The following is a 19,836-nucleotide window of genomic DNA, read 5'->3' on the forward strand; positions in this document are numbered from 1 at the left end:
TATTATGCTAAAGGATTGGGTGGGAAATTTGACAATCCTGACCTAAAAGAGCGCATAAACACATTAAAAAGGGCGCATAAAATTCAGTTTTTTGTCCGTTCGACAAATTTCGTAGTGCATAAATCTAAAATAGGGGCGCATAAAATTAAAAGGCTAGCGCATAAATTGAATGTTAGTGTACGAAAAATAAATCTCCGGCGAAATTACGCCGGAGATTTACTATATTATGGTGTCCATTGATCATGGACAATCGCAACTAATTTCCATTCATCTGATTTATTTTTTGCAAATACTAAGTTAAGTGCACCCCAGTTTAAACCATCTGTGGACTCAACAAAGTACTCAACTACCTTTGCATCTGGAAACGTTTCGTCTAAATTATTTGGGATATTACCATTATTTTTATATTTTTCATAACGAACTTGGTCGGCATCTTTATAGTCTTGATCCATAATCCACTCGTTATAATATTCAGCAGGGGTTAACTCAATAGGACGCCCACTACCTGCTTCCTGTCCCCATACATAAGTCGATTCATCGTTAAAAAAGTTCGCGACCTCTTCTGGCTCCATGACAACAGCTTCCTCATCTACATGTAAATAAGGCGAGAAAAGTAACCCTTTTTCTTCATCAACATAACCTGATAGACGGTCCATTGTTTGTGTACTAAGAAGTTCAATGACCTCATCTGCTAAACCCGTCACAATTTCCTCGGTAGATTGAGGTTCTGATTCTGCTTCTTCTTCTGGCTGCACGTCGTCATCGTCATCTGTCATTTGCTGTTCACCGTCTTGATCATCAGCCGCTTGCCAACTATCTTCATTAGCAGAACCTTCGCCCATTTCATCATTCATGTTTTCACCTATAAAAGGCACAGATATTAAAGCTATGATTAACAATGCTGCCGCGCTCGTCAGTGCAACAGCCCATTTATTCATTGTTTTTCGTTTGGTTTCTTGTTGGTCTATTTTTTTCGCTTCCTCCATAATATTTTCATAAATTTCATCTACTTTTTTAGGATCCATTTGATACTCTGGAAACTCCTTTAACTCTTGATCTATATGATGGTTGTGCTCATCACTCAATGTGAAAACCTCCTTGCATGGCCTGCAAAGCTTTTTTGGCCCTTAAATAGGTTGTCTTTACTTTTGACTCTGACCAACCAAGTACACAGGCAGTTTCATATACTGAGAGATCTTTTATGCCTCTTAATACCAGCACATCCCGATAGCTGTCCCTTAGTTTTTCAATCATTTGGTAAAGTTGCTGTTGGGTCTCTTGTTCTTGAAGAAAATCATCGGGTGTCTTAACAGTTGACGGCTCTGGTGACTCCTCAAGCGGTGATGTTCGGTCTAGTCCTCGCCTTTTTAATTTTCTTGATTCATCAATCGCTACATTTCTAGCAATACTAAACAGCCATGTTTTAGGGTTTGACTGGCCATTAAAGTGATCTAGCCCTCTCAGAGCTTTAATAAAAACCTCCTGAACGAGGTCCTCGCAATCTCTTCGTCCAGTGTAATAAACGAGGAAGTTGTATACATCTTGATGATAGTTTTGAAACCAATCGGAAATTATTTCACTTTTTCGCATGCGAATATTCCTCCGAATATCAAATTTCACTTAATTAGACGTTTTGATTTCGTAGAAGTGACAGTAAGTAAACAAAATTTATAAATGTTTTTTTACAATAATCAACATGTATTTATAAAAAGTTTACTCAAATTGAACTAGTTTTATCCAAATAAAGGAACTGTTTCTAGTTTATTAAATATTAGGTTGATAGTTTTAGCTGAATTATAACTAGTTTTGTCTTCTTATTATAACCTTTGTCGAGGTAGAAGGAGAGGGGAGGACTCTCGTGGAATAAGGGTTATGGCAGCCTTCATGGTTGTCATAAAACATATATTATTAGGAGGTAGGAGGATGAGATCTTTTAAGAAAAGATCAAAGAAAATAGGGTTAGTTGCTCTATCCATTTTGTTACTCGCTGGTATGTCATCACCGATTCAAGCGTCGCAAGCTAATTTCACACCTGTAGACGCACCAGCACTTGATGGCAAAATTTCTTCAGAATTGCTGCCACGAGGGGCAAAGATGGACGAGCTTGTGGAGGTCATTGTTGAGTTCGAAGGTGACCCGGTCCTAAAGAAATTTACCGAAGCAAAAGGCAAAGGTAAAAAGTTAGGTAAACAGGCTCAGAAGAATCATGCAAAAGGGCTATCTAACGCTAAGAAAAATGCTGAGCAAGTCATTGCGCAGAATAATGGTCAAGTGATTGATAGTTTTGAAAAAGTCTACAATGGACTTTATGCGCAAGTCGAACGTGGAGCTCTTAATGAACTGTCGGAATTGGCGGAAGTTACGTCGATTCATTCGGTCAAACCAGTAGAGTTACACAACGACACAAGCGTTCCTTATATAGGTGCTCCAGAAGTATGGGAGAAACTTGATGAGGAAGGTCGTGAAGTAACTGGCGAAGGTATTTCAGTAGCGGTCATTGATACTGGAATCGACTATACACATGCCTCGTTTGCCGGTGAAGGTACTGTTGAAGCCTATGAATCTAATGATCCGGATGTTGTTGAGGAAGGCACTTTCCCTACAGCTAAGGTAGTAGGTGGATGGGATTTTGTTGGAACGGACTATGATGCTAGTTCTGATGATCCTGAAATACGCATTCCAAAACCAGACGCTGATCCTTTAGATGAGCATGGACACGGTACACACGTTGGTGCGACCGTCGCTGGTATAGAAGTTGATAGTAAAGTTGGAAAAGGTGTTGCACCAGATGCTGAACTATATGCTTATAAAGTTTTTGGTGAAGGTGGTTCAACAGCAGTCACAGCTCAAGCATTAGAAATGGCGATGGACCCGAATGGTGATGGCGATGTATCAGACCATGTTGATGTCGTGAATATGTCGCTAGGTTCACCATATGGTCATCCAAATGATCCATCAGCAGAAGCAGCAGACTTAGCTGTAGATGCAGGAGTTATTGTTGTAGCATCTGCTGGTAACTCAGGTGATGTGCCGTATATTACGGGTTCACCTGCAGTAGCTGAGAAGGCAATTAGCGTTGCAGCTTCAATAGATGATGGAATAGTTGTTGGTGCGATTGATGTTAATTCGCCTGAGTCAATTGCTGGTCAATTTGAAGCAGTAGAAGGTGCGATTACGACTCCGTTGAGTGAAACTGGAGATATTACGAATAATGTGGTGTATGTTGGAAGAGGTTGTGAGGTTGATGAGTATCTAGATGACCCTACAGGTAAGGTTGCTATGATGGATCGTGGGGAATGTAGCTTTACTGAAAAGTTACAAAGAGCACTTGATCATGGTGCAGTAGCGGGTATTGTAGCGAACAATGGTTCTGGTGACCCAATTGTTATGGGTGGCGATCCAGTAGACATTGCTGGTGTTATGATTCACCAGTCTACAGGAAATAGTATCAAAGATGCTCTTGAAAATGGAGAAGATGTAAGTGTAACACTTTCTCCAGATATTCAAGTGGCTAAACCAGAATTAGCAGACACAATCGCTGACTTTAGTTCAAAAGGACCTGGCCGTGGCGATATCGGTTTTAAGCCAGAAATTTCGGCTCCTGGTTATGCCATTAGCTCAGCAGCTGTTGGATCAGGTGATGGTGCAACTCAAATGAGTGGTACGTCCATGGCAGCACCTCATGTTGCAGGTGTCGCTGCGCTATTAAAACAGCTACGCCCTGATTGGAATTCAGAAGAAATTAAGTCACTTATGATGAATACTTCTACTACCATTGCAGACCTTGAAGGAGATATTTATCCATTATCACGTCAAGGTGCTGGACGCGTACAAGTAGATGTCGCAGCTGAAACAACGAGTGTTGCATACCCACAAGCACTGTCATTAGGATATGTACCGTTAGAAGATGAAACAACACTTCAGAAGAACGAAAAAATTACAATCACAAACAAAGGTAATGATTCAAAAACTTATGATGTATCTTGGGAAGACCGTTATGGCTCTCAATCAGGAGCACTCGATGTTGACTTACCTAATCAATTAACAGTAGAAGCTGGTAAGAAATCAAAATTAAAAGTTGACTTTACAATTGATGCAAATAAGGTTGGTACAGAAGGGTTCCAAGAATTAGATGGTTATGTAGTGTTGGAATCTGATTCTGGAGAAACTTTACGCGTACCTTATCAAGCAGTAGTAGAGAAATTGAGTCGTGTTGATGCCAATTCTAATAATGAATCTATTAAACTTAAAAATAAAGGTGAATTAGATTCGCAAGTTGATTTCTTCACTTTTGGAGATGAAGATGCTGCTGATACAGGTACTCATTATGACCTAAGAGGAGTCGGAGCTCGCTCATTCGACGAAGGTGTTACCGAATTTGTTTTAACAAGTGAAAGTACTTGGGAGTCTCCGACCATGATCGAATATGACATCTATATTGATAACGATATGGATGGTGTAGAAGATGCGATCCTGTTTAATTCTGATTTAGGAACTTTATCTGGAGTCGATCCAACAGGGGACCAAGTCTCTGTGATATATGATCTTGCTAGCGGTACAATGACACCACTATACTACATTGAATTAGGTGGTTCCTATAACGATAATTACACAGCATTACCGGTACTGAATTCATATGCCGGAATTGACGGCGAATTCCAATATCAAGCCGTTGCATTTGATACGTTAACTGAATCCTTTGATGATAATGATGGTGGATGGATTAAACATGATCCGAACAATAAATCATTCGAAATGGATGAGACAACTGTTACAGTACCAGCTTATAGCCATCAAAATGTAAGCGTGTCAGTTGACGATCGCGAGCAAGTGCTAATGATTGAAAATGCGCTTAACCCTTATTCAATTCTAGATGTTAATAGCGCTGGCAAAGGAAAGAATAAAGGCAAAGGTAAAAATTAAAGAAAAAATCAGTCGTGCAGTGCACGGCTGATTTTTTTAGACCTTTTTTGAATAGGTTTAGACCATATTTTCCAGTTTCAGACCAAGATTTTTAATAAATATATACAAATTTTAATTTTTCAGAACTTTTTTCGTTCTTTTCAGTACTTTTCAAGAGTTTTTCCATACTTTTTACGACGACTTAAAAATTGTGATAAAAAGGATATATATTTGTTAGACTGTGATTATAACTTACTTTTAAGGAGATACCATAAATGAAACCATATATCATCATCGGAGCAGGCATCTTAGGAGCGTCTACAGCTTATCACCTATCTAAACAGGGCGTGCCAGTCATACTAATTGATAAACACCATAAGGGTGAAGCGACGCGTTCGGGGGCGGGGATTATTAGCCCGTGGCTGTCGCAGAAGAATAATCAAAAGCTCTATAAGATTATCAGTAGTGGAGCTAAGTACTATCCAGAATTAGTTCGTGAGTTATCAGACCAAGGTATTCACGACACGAGTTATGCTCAGGTAGGATCCATCCATTTACATAAAAGTCAGGATAAACTTGAAAAAATGGTGCAAGATGCTGCAGACCGAAGAGAAGATGCACCAGAAGTTGAAGGGCTTTCTCTTTTAACAGGTCAAGAAGTTAATAATAGTATATCTATTATGGGTGACCGAATGGGAGCGGTCAAAGTTGATGGAGGTGCCCGTGTTAATGGCAGAAAGATGAGGGATGCGCTAATCCAAGCAGCGAAACTGCATGGTACAGAGGTTATTGAAGGTGAAGCTCAGTTCATTTCGGATAATAAAATTTCAGTTAACCAAAAAGAGCTAACCGGTCAAAAGATTATTGTCACAAATGGAGCTTGGGCTGATCATCTATTAAAACAAATAGGAATCTCGTTTCATGTATCATCGCAAAAAACGCAGATTTTACAACTTGAATACCGGGATGATGACCCGTCCAAATGGCCCGCGATCATGCTTCCGAATAACAAGTACATCGTGGGATTTGAGAATCACCAAGTTTTTGTCGGCTCAGCCCATGATGCTAACGATGACTTTGACCCGACAAGTTCAGCAGCTGGGGTTTATGAAATTTTAAAAACGGCTTTTAAATTTGCTCCTGGATTAGAGCAGGCTAAATTTATCGGCTCACAAGTCGGTTTTCGCCCAACCATGCCTGATCAAGAACCATACATAGGCAACCTGCCGAACCATCCAGACATTTTCATTACCAATGGCCTTGGTGCTTCAGGCATTACAAGCGGACCTTATTTAGGAAAAACAATAGCAGAAACCTTATTAAATGGATGAAATTTTAACAGTTATCTAGTATATTAGGGTAGGTAATTTTAATAAAGGAGAATCAGCCAATGTAAGTTAAAATCCCACATTCAGAACAATTTATCTATAGAAGGGATTTTTTAAATGACAATTTCAGAAGAAGTGCAAAAACGACGCACATTTGCGATTATTTCACACCCGGACGCCGGGAAAACGACGTTAACAGAAACCTTACTTTTATTCGGTAATCTTATTAGATCTGCCGGTACTGTAAAAGGTAAAAAGACAGGGAAATTCGCCACATCAGATTGGATGGAAATCGAAAAACAACGCGGGATTTCCGTAACATCCAGTGTCATGAATTTTCCATATAATGGCTTACAAGTTAATATTCTTGATACACCAGGTCACGAAGATTTCAGTGAGGACACATATCGAACGCTCACGGCCGTTGACAGTGTGGTCATGATCATCGATGCGACAAAAGGGATCGAAGCACAGACGAAAAAGCTATTTAAAGTTTGTCGTATGCGTGGAATTCCGATTTTTACATTCATTAATAAACTCGACCGTGAAGGACGCGAGCCGTTTGAATTATTAGAGGAAATTGAAGAAGTTCTCGATATTGAAACGTATCCGATGAACTGGCCAGTTGGTATGGGGAAACGTTTCCAAGGTATTTTCGATCGTAATGGTAATCAATTTGTTAAATATAGCAGCGAAGATAAAGAGACGTTTGTTCCGTATGAAGAACTTGATCAACCTGAATTTGACGACTTGAAAAAAACGGAAGAATATCAAACAGCTTCAGATGAAGTATCGTTATTAGATGAAGCGGGCGATCAGTTTTCAATGGATAAAGTGTTAAAAGGTGAGCTAACTCCTGTTTTCTTTGGTAGTGCGCTTGCGCCATTCGGCGTTCAAACCTTTTTCGATACGTTTATTGAAATGGCTCCACCGCCAGCACCAAGAAAAACAACCGAAAGTGTCGTTCAGCCTGATAACCCGGACTTCTCAGGATTCATTTTCAAAATACAGGCGAATATGAATCCGCAACACCGTGACAGAGTCGCATTCCTAAGGGTTTGCTCAGGAAAATTCGAGCGAAATTTGAGTGTAAAATTAGCACGGACAGGTAAAACGATCAATTTATCGCAATCGCAACAATTTGTTGCATCAGCAAGAGATAATATTGAAGAAGCCTATGCGGGCGACATTATCGGAATTTATGACCCTAACGTTTACCGGATTGGCGATACATTGGTTGAAGGAAAAGAACTGTTTGAGTATGATGAACTGCCACAGTTCCCGCCGGAATTATATAAACGTGTCACAGCCAAAAACGTTATGAAATCAAAACAATTTAAAAAAGGAATTGAACAACTCGTCCAGGAAGGCGCGATTCAACTTTTCAAAAAGTATAAAACAGAGTCCTATATCGTTGGGGCAGTCGGTGACCTTCAATTTGATGTATTTAAATACAGAATGCAAAATGAATACAACTCGGATATATTGTTAGAATCGATTGGAGAACGTGTTCCAAGGTGGATAGGCGATGAAAAAGTGAAGGAGTCACTTTTTGATGAACGTAATATGCTTGTTGAGGATCGTGAAGGCAATCCAGTTGTCTTGTTTAAAAATGAGTTCTCGTTAAACTGGTTTAAAGATCAACACCCTGAAGTTGACCTGATTGACCTTTATGAAGTTAATAAATACGACCAAACATAATCTGCACCTCGGTGCAGATTTTATGTTTTAATAGTGAGAATTTTTTTCCTAGTAAGAGTTTTAGAAAGCGTGTTTATTTTTGTTGGTTGAACATTATATAATGTATGATGTCTTTCTCACTTATAAAATTTAAACTTATTTTTCAGAAAATTTAGGGAGATAATAGAAAGGAGAAAACTCATGAGTAAAGAGAAGAAGCGCAGAAGTTTATTTCAACGTTTTCTCGACTTCATAGAACGCGTCGGCAACAAACTCCCGCATCCGATTACGCTATTTGCGATCTTAGCGGTATTAGTTGTGGCAGTATCCGCCATTGTTTCATTATTTGATGTTGCAGTACAACATCCAGGTAAAGATGAAACCGTTGAAGTCAATAGTTTATTAAGTTCTGATGGAATCCAATATCTCTTTGAGAGCATGGTATCCAACTTTATTGAGTTCGCGCCACTTGGCGTGGTATTAGCGACCATGTTAGGTATTGGAATTGCAGAACGGACAGGCCTGATTAGTGCCGCATTACGCGGATTCGTATTATCCGTACCAAAAGTACTAATCACAGCAGGTCTAGTATTCGCTGGTATTATGTCCAGTGTTGCATCTGATGCTGGTTATGTTGTTTTACCACCACTAGGTGCCGTCATTTTCGCAGGATTAGGTCGTCACCCGTTAGCTGGTCTTGCAGCTGCTTTCGCAGGTGTATCAGCAGGTTTCAGTGCGAACCTATTCTTATCTGCAACAGACGCTATGCTAGGTGAGCTTACGATTGATGCTGCTGCCATGATCAGCCCAGAGTATGCAGACACAATCAATATTGCAATGAACTATTACTTCATCATTGCATCAGTATTCTTACTAACTATTGTCGGGGCATGGATTACTGAAAAAGTCGTTGAACCTCGTCTTGGAGAATATAAAGGTGATTACCGCGAAGACTTAAATGGTCTTGATAGTACTGAGAAGAAAGGTCTAATCTGGGCGGCTGTGTCACTTGTTGTATCATCGATTTTAATTTCATTATTAATTGTGCCAACAAATGCACCATTACGCGGTGATGAAGGTGAAATTATTCAATCACCATTCATGTCATCACTTGTACCAGTGATTATGATCTTATTCTTCGTACCAGGTTATGTATATGGTAAGGTTACGAAAAATATTAAGAACGATAAAGATGTTGCGAAACAGCTAACTGATACGATGGCTTCAATGGGTATGTTCATTGTACTAGCATTCACAGCTGGTCAGTTCGTAGCATACTTCGCTGAGTCTAATATGGGAATGGTTCTAGGTGTTCTAGGTGCAAACTTCCTTGAATTCCTTAACCTTGATAACATGCCATTCTTATTATTAATACTCTTTATTCTAGTATCTGGTTTCATTAACCTATTTATCGGAAGTGCATCAGCTAAGTGGGCAATGTTAGCTCCAATCTTTGTACCGATGATGATGCAATTAGGTTTAGCACCAGAACTTACACAAATGGCGTATCGTATTGCCGATTCGTCTACGAACATCATCACACCATTGATGACTTACTTTGCGATTATTATCGCATTTGCACAGAAGTATGATAAGAACATGGGTATCGGAACATTGATTTCAGTAATGCTTCCATACTCCATCGCATTCTTAGTTTTCTGGACACTATTACTATTCGCATGGATGCTATTAGGCATCGACTTAGGTCCAGGATCATCACTTTTCTATAATAGCTAATGTTTATGAAATCCCAAGGAATAAAAACTTCCTTGGGATTTTTGTTCGCGAGTAGGATTATGTTATTCGCGAGATTGAAGGCTTCGTTCGCGAGAAGAACAGTCATTTTCGCATATAGACATAAAAAAGTCGCTAGGGCATGACCCTAGCGACTTTCATTTTATTGATTTAATTGAATTTCAAAATCTAACTCTTCACCAACATCATCAAAACTTTCTGTATTATAAGGTGCTGAGAACTTCAAACGTACGTGTTCAACATCTTCGGCATTTGAGTTTTCTAATACGTAATAAAAACTGCCACTTGCTTTAGTGTTTGCCATCATATCACCCTCGATATGGTCGCTTAACCACATATCAGGGTCTAATTGTTCACCTGTACTTGTTGCCATAGTTCCTTGTCCAGCATAAAACGTCATATCATCATCTGATGTGTTTTCAACCGTTAGATCTACCTGAACATAATCTAATTCATCTGCTTCCATGAATTCTGCCATATCACCTTCAAGCTCACCAGAAGCAGTAACGACTTGTTCGACCGTTAATACAATTGGGCCTGTTTCAAATGTTTGTTCAGAGTCCGTTTTAGCTTGAAGTGTAAATGTTCCGCCTTCTGTTTCAACAACGTCACCGACTTGTGCGTCCTCAGACGTTTCTTCTGTAGAACCGTCAGTTTCCTCAGTTGAACTCTCGGACTCGCCATTATTCTCGGACTGTTCATCTTGGGTTTGATCATCTGAAGTATTGTCTTGTTCCTCAGTTTCATCGCCACCACAAGCAGCTAAAACTAAAGATGTTGCAAAAAGTATAGCAAGAAGTTTTTTCATGCTGTTTCATCTCCTTTAATATTCAATATTATTTCCATCAAAAATAATAGATTATGTATCCGCTAATTACAATTCATTAACACAGATTTACGGAAGTTCTAAAGTTTGAAATATTAAAAAAGCTGTTGAGTTCAGCTCTCAACAGCTTCTAATAAATGTTTATTCGGTGTGAATTGTGATCCTCATGATCGTTAGATTTCGGTACCGTGAGCTTTAGAATACCTTGATCAAATTTTCCTGAAATGTCCTTCTCATCGATATCACCTATATAAAAGCTTCGATGAAATGAACCGTAGGATCGCTCACGTCGAATAAATTGTTCTTGGTCATTCTTAGATTCAGATGATTCTTCTTTATGCCCTTTTATGGTTAGATAATGGTCTTTGTATTCAACAACGATATCATCTTTTGAATAACCTGGTAATTCTGCGTCGATTTCGTAATGGTCACCTTTGTCTTTTACATCAACTTTCGGGTTTTGTAGCCCAAACTGATTCATAAAAGGTGTTCGATCTTCAAGTTGATCATCAAAAAAGCTTGGAATAAAGTCAAAGAAATCTCGTTTTCTTGGAAATAGATTAGCCATCTAAACCACCTCCAATAATCATGTTTTCATAAATAATTTATCACGCAAAAACGCTTGTTAAACATATATATGCATTATTTTTTGATTTGGCATTTTGGTATGTAACCGCCCCAACAATACAAGCAGGGACAATGCTCCATAAAAAGTAACCCCACTCTTGAGTGATTAAAGATAAGATCAAAAAACATAATGGCACACCTGTAATAACAGCAATTGATAGAATCACTTGATACCTCTTCAAACGTTTCACCTCCCAATGTTTCGGTAGTTGTATGTATGCATTATCGAAATAATGATTCTTCTATATATAAAAACATAACTTTTTTATAATAACTTACCAACATATAATTAGGTTTCAATTAGCTTATAAAGAATCTGGCATGAATTTTGCATAATACTTAGTAAATACACTTATGAAAGGAGTGGAGAGCAAGTGTGTAGTTAAATGGCTATACCATTTTACTACTAGAATGATGTGTTTAATTTTCTGAACAAGTGTCTAAAAATCTATACACAGTGCATTGAAAGGAGAATGAGTTATGGCAAAGTTTAATGGGGTTTTTGTTGCATTGATAACACCTTTTAAAGATAATTATGAGGTGGATTATACCCGTTTGTATGAGTTATGTGACTGGCTAATTGAAAATGGTGTTGATGGGTTAGTTCCTGGTGGTTCTCTTGGTGAGTACGCAACGTTAAAGCATGACGAAAGAGCAAAAGTAGTGGAGACAGTTGTTGAAGCAGCGGGGGGACGTGTTCCAGTAATGGTAGGTTCAGGTGCACCATCTACAGATCAGGTAGTTTACTGGGTAGAACATGCTAAAAAAGTTGGTGCAGAAGGTGTTATGGCACTACCTCCAATTAATTATAATCCTTTAAGGAATGAAGTTATTGAACATTTTAAAGCTATAAATAGCGTTGGTTTACCTATTGTTGCTTATAATAATCCGCACGATTATCCGGTTGATTTAACACCTGATATATTAGCGGAATTGTCACAGTTAGAAAATGTTATAGGAGTTAAAGAGTTTACAGGTGATGTTAGACGTGTTCACGAAATATTAGATAAAACCGAGTTAGAAGTTATGATTGGAGTTGACGATTTAGGATTAGAAGGACCATTACTCGGGGCGACAGGGTGGATTGCAGGAGTTCCAAATGCGTTACCAAAAGAAGGAGTTGAACTATTTAATTTAGCTAGGGAAGGTAGATTGGAAGAAGCAATGGAATTATACAAGCGACTACTCCCTCTTTTTAAATATGATACAAGCCCTCAGTTAGTTCAATCCATTAAATATATGAACGAATTGGCAGGTATGCCAGTTGGTCCAACTAGACCCCCAAGACTACCATTGAGTGATAAACATTATGAAAATGTAAAAATAGCTTTTGAGAACGCAGTTGGCACAGTTAGTAAATAATTATTATATGCGAGGTGGAAAAATGGAGACAAAAAACTGGATTAATGGAGAATGGGTGACGCCTAAAAATGAAAAAGTAGAAGCTTATAATCCAGGTAAGTTAAGTGAAAAGGTAGGAATCGTAAATTTTTCTGATTCTAGTGATGTGAAAAAGGCAGATATTGCTGCAAATTCGGCACATAAAGAATGGAAAAATTTAAATCCTAATGTTAGAGGAAGTTACTTATCTAAATTAGCTGATATCTTTGAAGAGAATCTGGATGAATTGGCAGAACTAGCAAGCCGGGAAATGGGTAAACCTATTGGAGAGATGAAGGGAGAAGTCAATCGTGGTGTAAATCTATTTAGATATTATGCAGCTGAGGGCATGCGTTCTGATGGCAACATTATTCCGTCTTCAGATACTGAAGTTCTTCAGTATTCACAAAGAATTCCTTTAGGTGTTGTTGGGATTATCACACCATGGAACTTCCCAGTAGCTATTCCTATTTGGAAAATGGCTCCAGCGCTCATTTGCGGTAACACAGTGATTTGGAAGCCTGCAGAGAATTCTGTGTTAACAGCGACTAAAATGGCTGAGTTATTTGAAAAAGCAAACCTACCAAAAGGTGTTATTAATTTGTTGATTGGTAGAGGTAGAGATATTGGAAACAAAATATTAGAAGAAGCTAATATTCAATGTGTAAGCTTTACAGGTTCTAAGGAAGTTGGAAAACACGTAGCTGAGGTTTGTGCAAGACGTAATATCAAATACCAGACTGAGAAGGGCGGCAAGAATGCCGCGATAGTGATGAAGGATGCTAATTTAGATAAAGTAGTACCAATTATTCTAAGCGGTGCCTTTAGGTCAGCTGGACAAAAATGCACAGCAACTGAACGTATTATTGTAGAAAAAGAGGTATTTGATTTACTAAAAGCAAAATTAAAGGAAGAAGTCACAAAAATAAAATTAGGCTATCAACTTGAAGGTGACACTTATTTAGGTCCAGTTGTATCAGAAGATCAATATAAAAAAGTGACTTCATTTGTCAATCTTGCTAAAGAAGATGCAGAAGTAGTAGCAGAAGGGAACAATAATGTAAATCTTGAGGGTTATTATGTTAACCCGTTAATTGTAACAGGGTTAGACAAAGACCACTCGCTATTGAAAGATGAAGTTTTTGGACCATTATCTGTAATAGTTCCTGTTAGCGATTATAAAGAAGCTATACAATTGTGTAACGATAGTGAATTTGGTTTGAGTGCCTCCATATTTACGAACGATTTGAATAAAGCGCACGCCTTCTTAAATGAAGTAGAAGTTGGTATGGCCAGAGTCAATCAAGAAACAGCAGGTGTCGAGTATCAGGCACCTTTTGGAGGTTTGAAAAATTCAAGCTCACACACGCGTGAGCAAGGGCAGGCAGCGCTTGATTTTTATTCTGAAATTAAAACTTGTGCTATTAAATATTCCTTATAAAAAAAGCTAGGCTTAACTGCCTAGCTTTTTTTAAATAATGAACGATTCTTGATTATTAGCAAAGTATTCATTCCAATATTTTTGCATCTTTTTTCTCCCATTTTGAATATGTGGGTGAAATTGAATTGGGTTTTCTTCTCTGATAATTCGAACCTGTTTAATGGCCTCCTCTAGTTCAAATTCGAAAGCAGAATTTAATGTGTTATTAACGATTGACAATCCAGCAACAGTACCTTGAGCTGCCGCAACTTTTGCACCCTCAATACCGGTAATGTTACCCGCAACAAATAAACCACTTAATGGCGTTTCCATTCTCTCGTTATGTAATGGAACATAACCACCTAATTCTTCAATCATGTAAAACGGACAACCAGCAATGGCAGCTAGTTCAGCTAGTGGATAAAGACCACCCGATATACATACAAAATCAACTTCAATTGATTTTTCACTTTTTGGTATGATTTGCCCATAGTCGTCAACGTTTGCAATAGTAACTCCTTCTACTTTATCAGTACCATAAATTTGAGTAACAGCTTTCTTCAGTTGAATAGGAATATCCCACATTTTGATTCCTTTATTAGGGTAAAATTTTAATGCTAGTTTATTGATTAATTTATATTTCATTAAATTGCTTCCTATCTTAATTATGGGAGATGGAGACAAATGGGAAACATGTAATAAGGAATTAACTACATTTTTGGGAATAGCATAATCATGGTTCATTGAATTTATTTTTGGTAGTGTCATAGATTCTACACTGATGTTGGCAAGCTTTAACTCTTGGGCAATGGCTGCCGAGAGTACATTTACACCTATAATGATCCCTTTTTCACCTGGTTTCACCCTTTGTACATTTGTCATCACTTGTGCTGCTCCTACTGACATTACGCCCGGGAGAGTCCATCCTGGGACAGGAGCTGGTGATTCCGCAGCTCCAGTTGCTACTAGGAGATTATTAGCTTGTAAGGTTTCCATATTCGTAAAAACATTCCACTCTGTTCCTTGTCGTTCTATATTTATTACAGGTACACTGAGTTTAAGTTGGACTCCAGAGTTGATAGCTTGGTTATATAATTTATCTGATTCTTTTATTCCATTCCACCAGCTGCCATCAGGTTCTTCATATAATTGACCAAGTAATCTGCCACCAGGTTTGTAATATTCATCTATAACAACAACATTCATTCCATGTTTAGCACAAGTGATGGCAGCTGAAAGTCCAGCGGGACCGGCACCAATTATGATAACATCATTTGTCATGTTTCTCCCTCCAATCTTTAACAGGGGTTGGTAGTACATCTTGACTTTTTATGACCATCCCGTCTTCGATTGGTGTTATGCAAGCTCTGACGCCCTGCTGATGATTAACGTTAACTCTACATTCAAAACATTGACCAATATTACAGTACAAACCATGAGGTGTGCCGGTTTCTTCATGGTACCTTAGGGTTCTGATTCCATTAACTAGAAGTGCCGAGGCAATTGTATCACCTTCTATTCCAATATATTCCTCAGAGTTAAAAATAAAAGTTATATTCTTCCCATCTTTATAATCCTCTAATAAAGGGTGGTATTTAATTCGTTGACTCATGTTTCATCACCCCCAAGATCTCCAAAGTGTACAGGTCTTATTGGAGGTTGGTATTTCAAAGTTACTAAACCAAGTTGTTCTTTGTTAGGTAGGTATTGGCGAGGGATAGATTCAACCATATTGCGGCAAGTCCTTCCGCCACAGTAACCCATGCCTGCTCGGGTTCTTAATTTTAGTTCTCTCGCAGAACATTTGTGTTTTTCAGCTGTTTCAATCAATTCTTCATAAGTTACCTCTTCACATCTGCATATAATCATGCTTTTATCAGACAAGAATACTCACCTCAATTAGCCTTTTAGCTAACTGTTATGCAAATTTCATGCCAAACCAGAAGTGTTTTATAATTTGATACCCAATTTCTTGATGCGATTGTACAATGTAGCACGCGTAATACTTAATTGTTCTGCACAAGCTTGTTTATTTCCGTTCGCTTTGTTTAATTCGGATATAATAATGTCTCTTTCATAGTTCTGTAACTGTTCGTTTAGTGAGAGTTGATTATTATGGTTTGTGTTATGGTTAGGTACAGCTTTTGGCTTTGTTGTGCTGTGTTCAAAGGGAAGGTCATCAATACTGACTTCTCCATCTTCTGCAAAAACCACAAGACGCTCAACAACATTCTTTAGTTCACGAATATTTCCCGGCCAGTTATGGTTTAATAATGCTTGCATGACCATTTGAGATACGCCTTTTATTGTTTTGTTATATTTAATAGAGGTTTCATGTAAAAAGTAATGAGTTAATTCGATAATGTCTTCGGGTCTAAGCCTTAAAGGTGGTATCTCAAGACTCACAACATTTAATCTGTAAAATAAATCCTCCCTAAATTCACCTTCATCAACTAATGTTCGTAGATCCCTATTTGTAGCCGCAATAATTCTAAAATCCACTTCAATTTCTTTAGTCCCACCTACACGATAAAACTTTCTCTCTTGAAGTAGTCTTAACATTTTTACTTGCATATCAAGTGGCATTTCCCCAATTTCATCCAGGAATAAAGTACCACCTTTAGCTAATTCGACTTTACCTTTTTTACCTTTTTGATCTGCGCCTGAGAAAGCTCCTTTTTCATACCCGAACATCTCACTCTCAAATAGAGCTTCTGGGATGGCGCCACAGTTAATGGCGACGAAAGGTGAAGAACTCTCTTCTCTTAAATTGTGTATGGCTTTAGCGAATAATTCTTTACCAACTCCACTTTCTCCATGAATCAGAATATTAGTGTTTGTTTTTGCTGCTTTTTTTGATAAGTTTATCGTTTTATTAAGGACAACACTATTACCTCGAATAATCTGAAAGGGGTCCTCTTTTGGTAAATATTTATTAACCTCTTTTTCAAGGTTAAAAACTTTCTCTGATGCATTGTATAATTCATTATACATTTTGATTTGGCTAGTAATATCGGTCTCGGATACAACTGCACCTATAATATCATCATTTAGATGGATTGGGTTGGAGTTAATCATAACAACTAAATTATCTCTAGCTTCGTGTTGGCTATGATAGAGTGAAGTGCCGTTTTCAATTGTTTCTAATACTTGTAGTTTATCTGGTGAGAAAAAATCTGTAATAGGTTTACCTAAAATCTCTTCTTTTTTAATAGAGAATATATTTTCTGCACCTTTTGTCCAAATCATAACATTCTTATCTTTATCGATAACCGTGCAGGATTCATCAATTGTCTCCAAAACTGTATGAAAGTAAGCTTTTATGTGTTGTAGCTCTTCTAGAAGTAGTCCGCTTAGCTTTTTTAAGTTAACAAATCCAGAATTCTTGCTTTCTTCATCCTCAAAATAGACGTTTTCGCCATCTTGTAATTTAGTAATAATTTCATTCAAACTGCTATTATTGTTAGCGTTTACAAAATTAGAGATATTCTCTTTAGGTTCTAAGCAGCTATGAAAATGCCTCTTGGAGTTCATAAATAAATTTGTCATGTGACCAACCCCTTTAGGTATGTAAAAAAATTTATACACTACATAAAATAATTTTTACACAAAGAAATAAATTATTCAATATATTCAGAAATTTAAGGGTGATTTTTTTGGCACGGATATTGCATAATACTTAAGTGAAGAGGGGGGAGAGAAGATGAAAAAAGCCACACATAGTGATGTGCTGGTAATCGGTGGAGGAATTATGGGAGCAGCTATTTCTTATTACGGAACTAAACATGGATTAGATATCACTATAGTTGAAAAAGGTGAAATAGCCAGTGGAACTTCATCAAGGTGTGATGGTAATATCTTGGCTATTGACAAAGATCCTGGATTTGATAGTCAAATGTCACTTAAGAGCCAACAATTAGTTGAACAACTTAACAAAGAGTTAAAAATCCCTTTTGAATATCGAAACCCCGGAAGTATTTTGGTCTGTGAAAATGATTTGGAGATGGAAGCAGCACAAAAGTGGGTAAAGCAACAACAAGAAGCTGGATTAGACTTTAATATGTTGGATCGAGAGGATTTAAGAAATGAATCCAAACACTTTGCTGATGACCTCTATGGTGGTTTGGAATGTAAAACGGATTCAACCGTCAACCCTTATATGTTTACCTTTTCCATGTTTGAAGAAGCCGAAAAACAAGGAGCAAAAATTCATAAGGACACAGAGGTTAAGCACCTTTATAAAGACGCTGATGATCAATTTATTATTGAAACAAATAAAGGCAAATTCACTGCAAATAAAGTTGTAAATGCAGCTGGTGTGTGGTCACCATATATTGGAGAAATGGTAGGGGTTGATATTCCGATAAAACCAAGAAAAGGACAGTTAATAGTAGCTTCTAGACAAGAGGCTGTTGGACTTAGGAAAGTCATGGAATTTGGTTATTTAATCTCAAAATTTGGTGGAGAAAGACAGGTTGATACCTTAACTGAACAATATGGAGTGGCTTTAGTTTTTGAACCTACTGAAAGCCAAAATTTTCTCATTGGTAGTAGTAGAGAATTTTTAGGGTTCGACACAGTCGTCAATCACCAAGTTACTAAACTAATAGCTAAAAGAGCATTACGGTTTTACCCAACAATGGCAGATATGACAGTGATTAGAACATACGCAGGTTTAAGACCTTGGACTGAAGATCATCTCCCTATTATTTCACATGTTGATGAAGTACCAGGGTTCTACATAGCAGCAGGGCATGAAGGAGATGGGATAAGCTTAGCTGCTATTACCGGGAAAGTTATGGAAGAGTTACTCAATGAGAAGCCAACATCCATACCTATTGAACCTCTACGATATGATCGTTTTAAAGAGAGGGTGGAATATACGTGAATTTTAACAAATTATTTACGACAATCGATACACATACAGGTGGTAACCCAACTAGAACTGTCATTCATGGTATGCCACCTGTCCAGGGAAAAACGATGTCTGAAAAGATGCTATATATAAAAGAGAACATGGATTGGGTTAGGAAATTCTTGATGAACGAACCAAGAGGACATGATGTTATGTCAGGAGCAATTCTTCTGGACCCATGTCATCCTGAAGCTGATATCGGAGTTGTTTATATAGAAACTGGAGGATATCTACCTATGTGTGGTCATGACACCATTGGTTGTTGCACGGCACTTATTGAAGCGGGAGTAGTTGATGTGAAGGAACCCTTTACTCATATGAAACTTGATACACCCGCAGGGTTGGTAGACGTGAAAGTAAAAGTAATCGAAGGTAAAGCGAAAGAAGTGTCATTTTCCAATGTACCATCGTTTTTACTTAAAACAATTGAAACAAATGTAGAAGGGATTGGAGACATTACTTGTGAAGTTGCTTATGGTGGAAACTTTTATGGGATTATAGAAGCTGACCAATTAAATCTTGAACTCGAGACTCATAATGCAACACAAATTATAGATACAGCTATACAAATTCGAAACCATATTAATCAAAATTATGAGGTTATTCATCCTGAACATCCTTTTATAAATGGATTAACACACATCGAATTTTCAACTAAACCAAAACATCCTGAGGCAACACTAAAAAATACGGTTGTTGTCCCGCCTGGTGGAATTGATCGTTCGCCTTGTGGAACTGGAACTTCCGCAAAGCTTGCTACACTCTACGAAAAAGGTTTAGTTGGAGAGGACGAAGATTTTATACATGAAAGTATCGTTGGTTCTTTGTTTAAAGCTAAAGTCGAAGAAGAGACAGTTCTTAGTGGTTACAAAGCAGTAACTTCGGAGATAACGGGATCAGCTTGGGTAATGGGGTTTCATAAGTTTTTCTATCAAGAATCAGATCCATTAAAAGAAGGATTTTTACTCATTCCTCCAATGGATGGACACTAAGGAGGTTTTTT

At 37.9% G+C, this 19,836-nt stretch carries 17 protein-coding genes; 8 read left to right on the plus strand and 9 right to left on the minus strand.

Annotated features, from left to right (window positions below):
• Nucleotides 1-224: 224 nt before the first annotated feature.
• Both EDC24_RS10560 and EDC24_RS10565 read right to left on the minus strand, forming a co-directional pair.
• Nucleotides 225-1,085 carry a hypothetical protein gene (locus EDC24_RS10560; protein WP_124222363.1) on the minus strand — a complete coding sequence of 287 codons (861 nt, stop codon included), beginning with the start codon at nt 1,083-1,085 and terminating at the stop codon, nt 225-227.
• On the minus strand, nt 1,078-1,590 hold the full coding sequence (locus EDC24_RS10565) for an RNA polymerase sigma factor (RefSeq protein WP_124222365.1): 513 nt from the start codon (nt 1,588-1,590) through the stop codon (nt 1,078-1,080). The genes EDC24_RS10560 and EDC24_RS10565 overlap by 8 nt, the downstream gene beginning before the upstream one ends.
• Before the next feature lie 333 nt (nt 1,591-1,923).
• On the opposite strand from EDC24_RS10565, the gene EDC24_RS10570 reads away from it, so the two are divergent.
• The 4 genes from EDC24_RS10570 (at nt 1,924) to EDC24_RS10585 (ending at nt 9,647) form a co-directional block, all read left to right on the plus strand.
• Entirely contained in the window at nt 1,924-4,923 is a 3,000-nt protein-coding gene (locus EDC24_RS10570) for a S8 family peptidase (protein WP_170158556.1), read from the plus strand.
• 254 nt (nt 4,924-5,177) lie between these two features.
• Nucleotides 5,178-6,233, plus strand: coding sequence for an NAD(P)/FAD-dependent oxidoreductase (locus EDC24_RS10575; protein ID WP_124222369.1), 1,056 nt, complete (start codon nt 5,178-5,180; stop codon nt 6,231-6,233).
• A 114-nt stretch (nt 6,234-6,347) separates the two neighbouring features.
• Nucleotides 6,348-7,931 (plus strand): peptide chain release factor 3, encoded by a 1,584-nt coding sequence (locus EDC24_RS10580; protein WP_124222371.1) that lies wholly within the window; start codon nt 6,348-6,350, stop codon nt 7,929-7,931.
• 180 nt (nt 7,932-8,111) lie between these two features.
• Nucleotides 8,112-9,647, plus strand: a complete 1,536-nt coding sequence (locus EDC24_RS10585) for an AbgT family transporter (RefSeq protein WP_124222374.1) — start codon at nt 8,112-8,114, stop codon at nt 9,645-9,647.
• Nucleotides 9,648-9,807: 160 nt separating this feature from the next.
• Here EDC24_RS10585 and EDC24_RS10590 read toward each other — a convergent pair whose 3' ends face one another.
• From EDC24_RS10590 to EDC24_RS10600, 3 genes are all read right to left on the minus strand, one after another.
• A complete protein-coding gene (locus EDC24_RS10590; protein ID WP_124222376.1) occupies nt 9,808-10,473 on the minus strand; it encodes a DUF4352 domain-containing protein in 666 nt (221 codons plus the stop codon).
• A 148-nt stretch (nt 10,474-10,621) separates the two neighbouring features.
• On the minus strand, nt 10,622-11,059 hold the full coding sequence (locus EDC24_RS10595) for an Hsp20/alpha crystallin family protein (RefSeq protein WP_124222378.1): 438 nt from the start codon (nt 11,057-11,059) through the stop codon (nt 10,622-10,624).
• Nucleotides 11,060-11,099: 40 nt separating this feature from the next.
• The gene (locus tag EDC24_RS10600; RefSeq protein WP_170158544.1) at nt 11,100-11,300 is read right to left on the minus strand and encodes a hypothetical protein; all 201 of its coding nucleotides are present in this window, start codon (nt 11,298-11,300) and stop codon (nt 11,100-11,102) included.
• Between the two features lie 298 nt (nt 11,301-11,598).
• Between EDC24_RS10600 and EDC24_RS10605 the strand changes: the two genes are divergently transcribed.
• Together EDC24_RS10605 and EDC24_RS10610 are read left to right on the plus strand one after the other, a co-directional pair.
• Entirely contained in the window at nt 11,599-12,480 is an 882-nt protein-coding gene (locus EDC24_RS10605; protein WP_124222382.1) for a dihydrodipicolinate synthase family protein, read from the plus strand.
• A 22-nt stretch (nt 12,481-12,502) separates the two neighbouring features.
• The gene (locus tag EDC24_RS10610; RefSeq protein WP_124222384.1) at nt 12,503-13,939 is read left to right on the plus strand and encodes an aldehyde dehydrogenase family protein; all 1,437 of its coding nucleotides are present in this window, start codon (nt 12,503-12,505) and stop codon (nt 13,937-13,939) included.
• A gap of 30 nt (nt 13,940-13,969) precedes the next feature.
• On the opposite strand, the gene EDC24_RS10615 is transcribed toward EDC24_RS10610, so the two are convergent.
• The 4 genes from EDC24_RS10615 to EDC24_RS10630 all read right to left on the minus strand — a co-directional run bounded on the left by EDC24_RS10615 (nt 13,970) and on the right by EDC24_RS10630 (nt 17,467).
• Entirely contained in the window at nt 13,970-15,199 is a 1,230-nt protein-coding gene (locus EDC24_RS10615; RefSeq protein WP_124222386.1) for an NAD(P)/FAD-dependent oxidoreductase, read from the minus strand.
• Nucleotides 15,189-15,530, minus strand: a complete 342-nt coding sequence (locus EDC24_RS10620) for a (2Fe-2S)-binding protein (RefSeq protein WP_124222388.1) — start codon at nt 15,528-15,530, stop codon at nt 15,189-15,191. Before EDC24_RS10620 ends, EDC24_RS10615 begins: the two co-directional genes overlap by 11 nt.
• Nucleotides 15,527-15,787: a (2Fe-2S)-binding protein gene (locus EDC24_RS10625; RefSeq protein WP_124222597.1), complete on the minus strand. Its 261-nt coding sequence runs from the start codon at nt 15,785-15,787 to the stop codon at nt 15,527-15,529. The genes EDC24_RS10620 and EDC24_RS10625 overlap by 4 nt, the downstream gene beginning before the upstream one ends.
• Before the next feature lie 81 nt (nt 15,788-15,868).
• On the minus strand, nt 15,869-17,467 hold the full coding sequence (locus tag EDC24_RS10630) for a sigma-54 interaction domain-containing protein (RefSeq protein WP_245998116.1): 1,599 nt from the start codon (nt 17,465-17,467) through the stop codon (nt 15,869-15,871).
• 154 nt (nt 17,468-17,621) lie between these two features.
• Here EDC24_RS10630 and EDC24_RS10635 point away from each other — a divergent pair, with 154 nt between their 5' ends.
• Both EDC24_RS10635 and EDC24_RS10640 read left to right on the plus strand, forming a co-directional pair.
• Nucleotides 17,622-18,806 carry an NAD(P)/FAD-dependent oxidoreductase gene (locus EDC24_RS10635; RefSeq protein WP_124222390.1) on the plus strand — a complete coding sequence of 395 codons (1,185 nt, stop codon included), beginning with the start codon at nt 17,622-17,624 and terminating at the stop codon, nt 18,804-18,806.
• Nucleotides 18,803-19,825, plus strand: a complete 1,023-nt coding sequence (locus tag EDC24_RS10640) for a proline racemase family protein (RefSeq protein ID WP_124222392.1) — start codon at nt 18,803-18,805, stop codon at nt 19,823-19,825. Before EDC24_RS10635 ends, EDC24_RS10640 begins: the two co-directional genes overlap by 4 nt.
• The last annotated feature ends 11 nt before the right edge of the window (nt 19,826-19,836 follow it).

Origin of the sequence: Aquisalibacillus elongatus (assembly GCF_003843875.1) — a bacterium.
GTDB classification, from domain to species: Bacteria; Bacillota; Bacilli; order Bacillales; family Alkalibacillaceae; genus Aquisalibacillus; species Aquisalibacillus elongatus.

What these genes read in the sequence shown, in the direction of transcription:
- EDC24_RS10565 (WP_124222365.1), bottom strand. Translation starts at nt 1,590, where the DNA reads ATGCGAAAAAGTGAAATAATTTCCGATTGGTTTCAAAACTATCATCAA.
- EDC24_RS10615 (WP_124222386.1), bottom strand. Translation starts at nt 15,199, where the DNA reads ATGACAAATGATGTTATCATAATTGGTGCCGGTCCCGCTGGACTTTCA.
- EDC24_RS10585 (WP_124222374.1), top strand. Translation starts at nt 8,112, where the DNA reads ATGAGTAAAGAGAAGAAGCGCAGAAGTTTATTTCAACGTTTTCTCGAC.
- EDC24_RS10605 (WP_124222382.1), top strand. Translation starts at nt 11,599, where the DNA reads ATGGCAAAGTTTAATGGGGTTTTTGTTGCATTGATAACACCTTTTAAA.
- EDC24_RS10630 (WP_245998116.1), bottom strand. Translation starts at nt 17,467, where the DNA reads ATGACAAATTTATTTATGAACTCCAAGAGGCATTTTCATAGCTGCTTA.
- EDC24_RS10580 (WP_124222371.1), top strand. Translation starts at nt 6,348, where the DNA reads ATGACAATTTCAGAAGAAGTGCAAAAACGACGCACATTTGCGATTATT.
- EDC24_RS10595 (WP_124222378.1), bottom strand. Translation starts at nt 11,059, where the DNA reads ATGGCTAATCTATTTCCAAGAAAACGAGATTTCTTTGACTTTATTCCA.
- EDC24_RS10590 (WP_124222376.1), bottom strand. Translation starts at nt 10,473, where the DNA reads ATGAAAAAACTTCTTGCTATACTTTTTGCAACATCTTTAGTTTTAGCT.
- EDC24_RS10635 (WP_124222390.1), top strand. Translation starts at nt 17,622, where the DNA reads ATGAAAAAAGCCACACATAGTGATGTGCTGGTAATCGGTGGAGGAATT.
- EDC24_RS10620 (WP_124222388.1), bottom strand. Translation starts at nt 15,530, where the DNA reads ATGAGTCAACGAATTAAATACCACCCTTTATTAGAGGATTATAAAGAT.
- EDC24_RS10625 (WP_124222597.1), bottom strand. Translation starts at nt 15,787, where the DNA reads ATGATTATATGCAGATGTGAAGAGGTAACTTATGAAGAATTGATTGAA.
- EDC24_RS10570 (WP_170158556.1), top strand. Translation starts at nt 1,924, where the DNA reads ATGAGATCTTTTAAGAAAAGATCAAAGAAAATAGGGTTAGTTGCTCTA.
- EDC24_RS10575 (WP_124222369.1), top strand. Translation starts at nt 5,178, where the DNA reads ATGAAACCATATATCATCATCGGAGCAGGCATCTTAGGAGCGTCTACA.
- EDC24_RS10610 (WP_124222384.1), top strand. Translation starts at nt 12,503, where the DNA reads ATGGAGACAAAAAACTGGATTAATGGAGAATGGGTGACGCCTAAAAAT.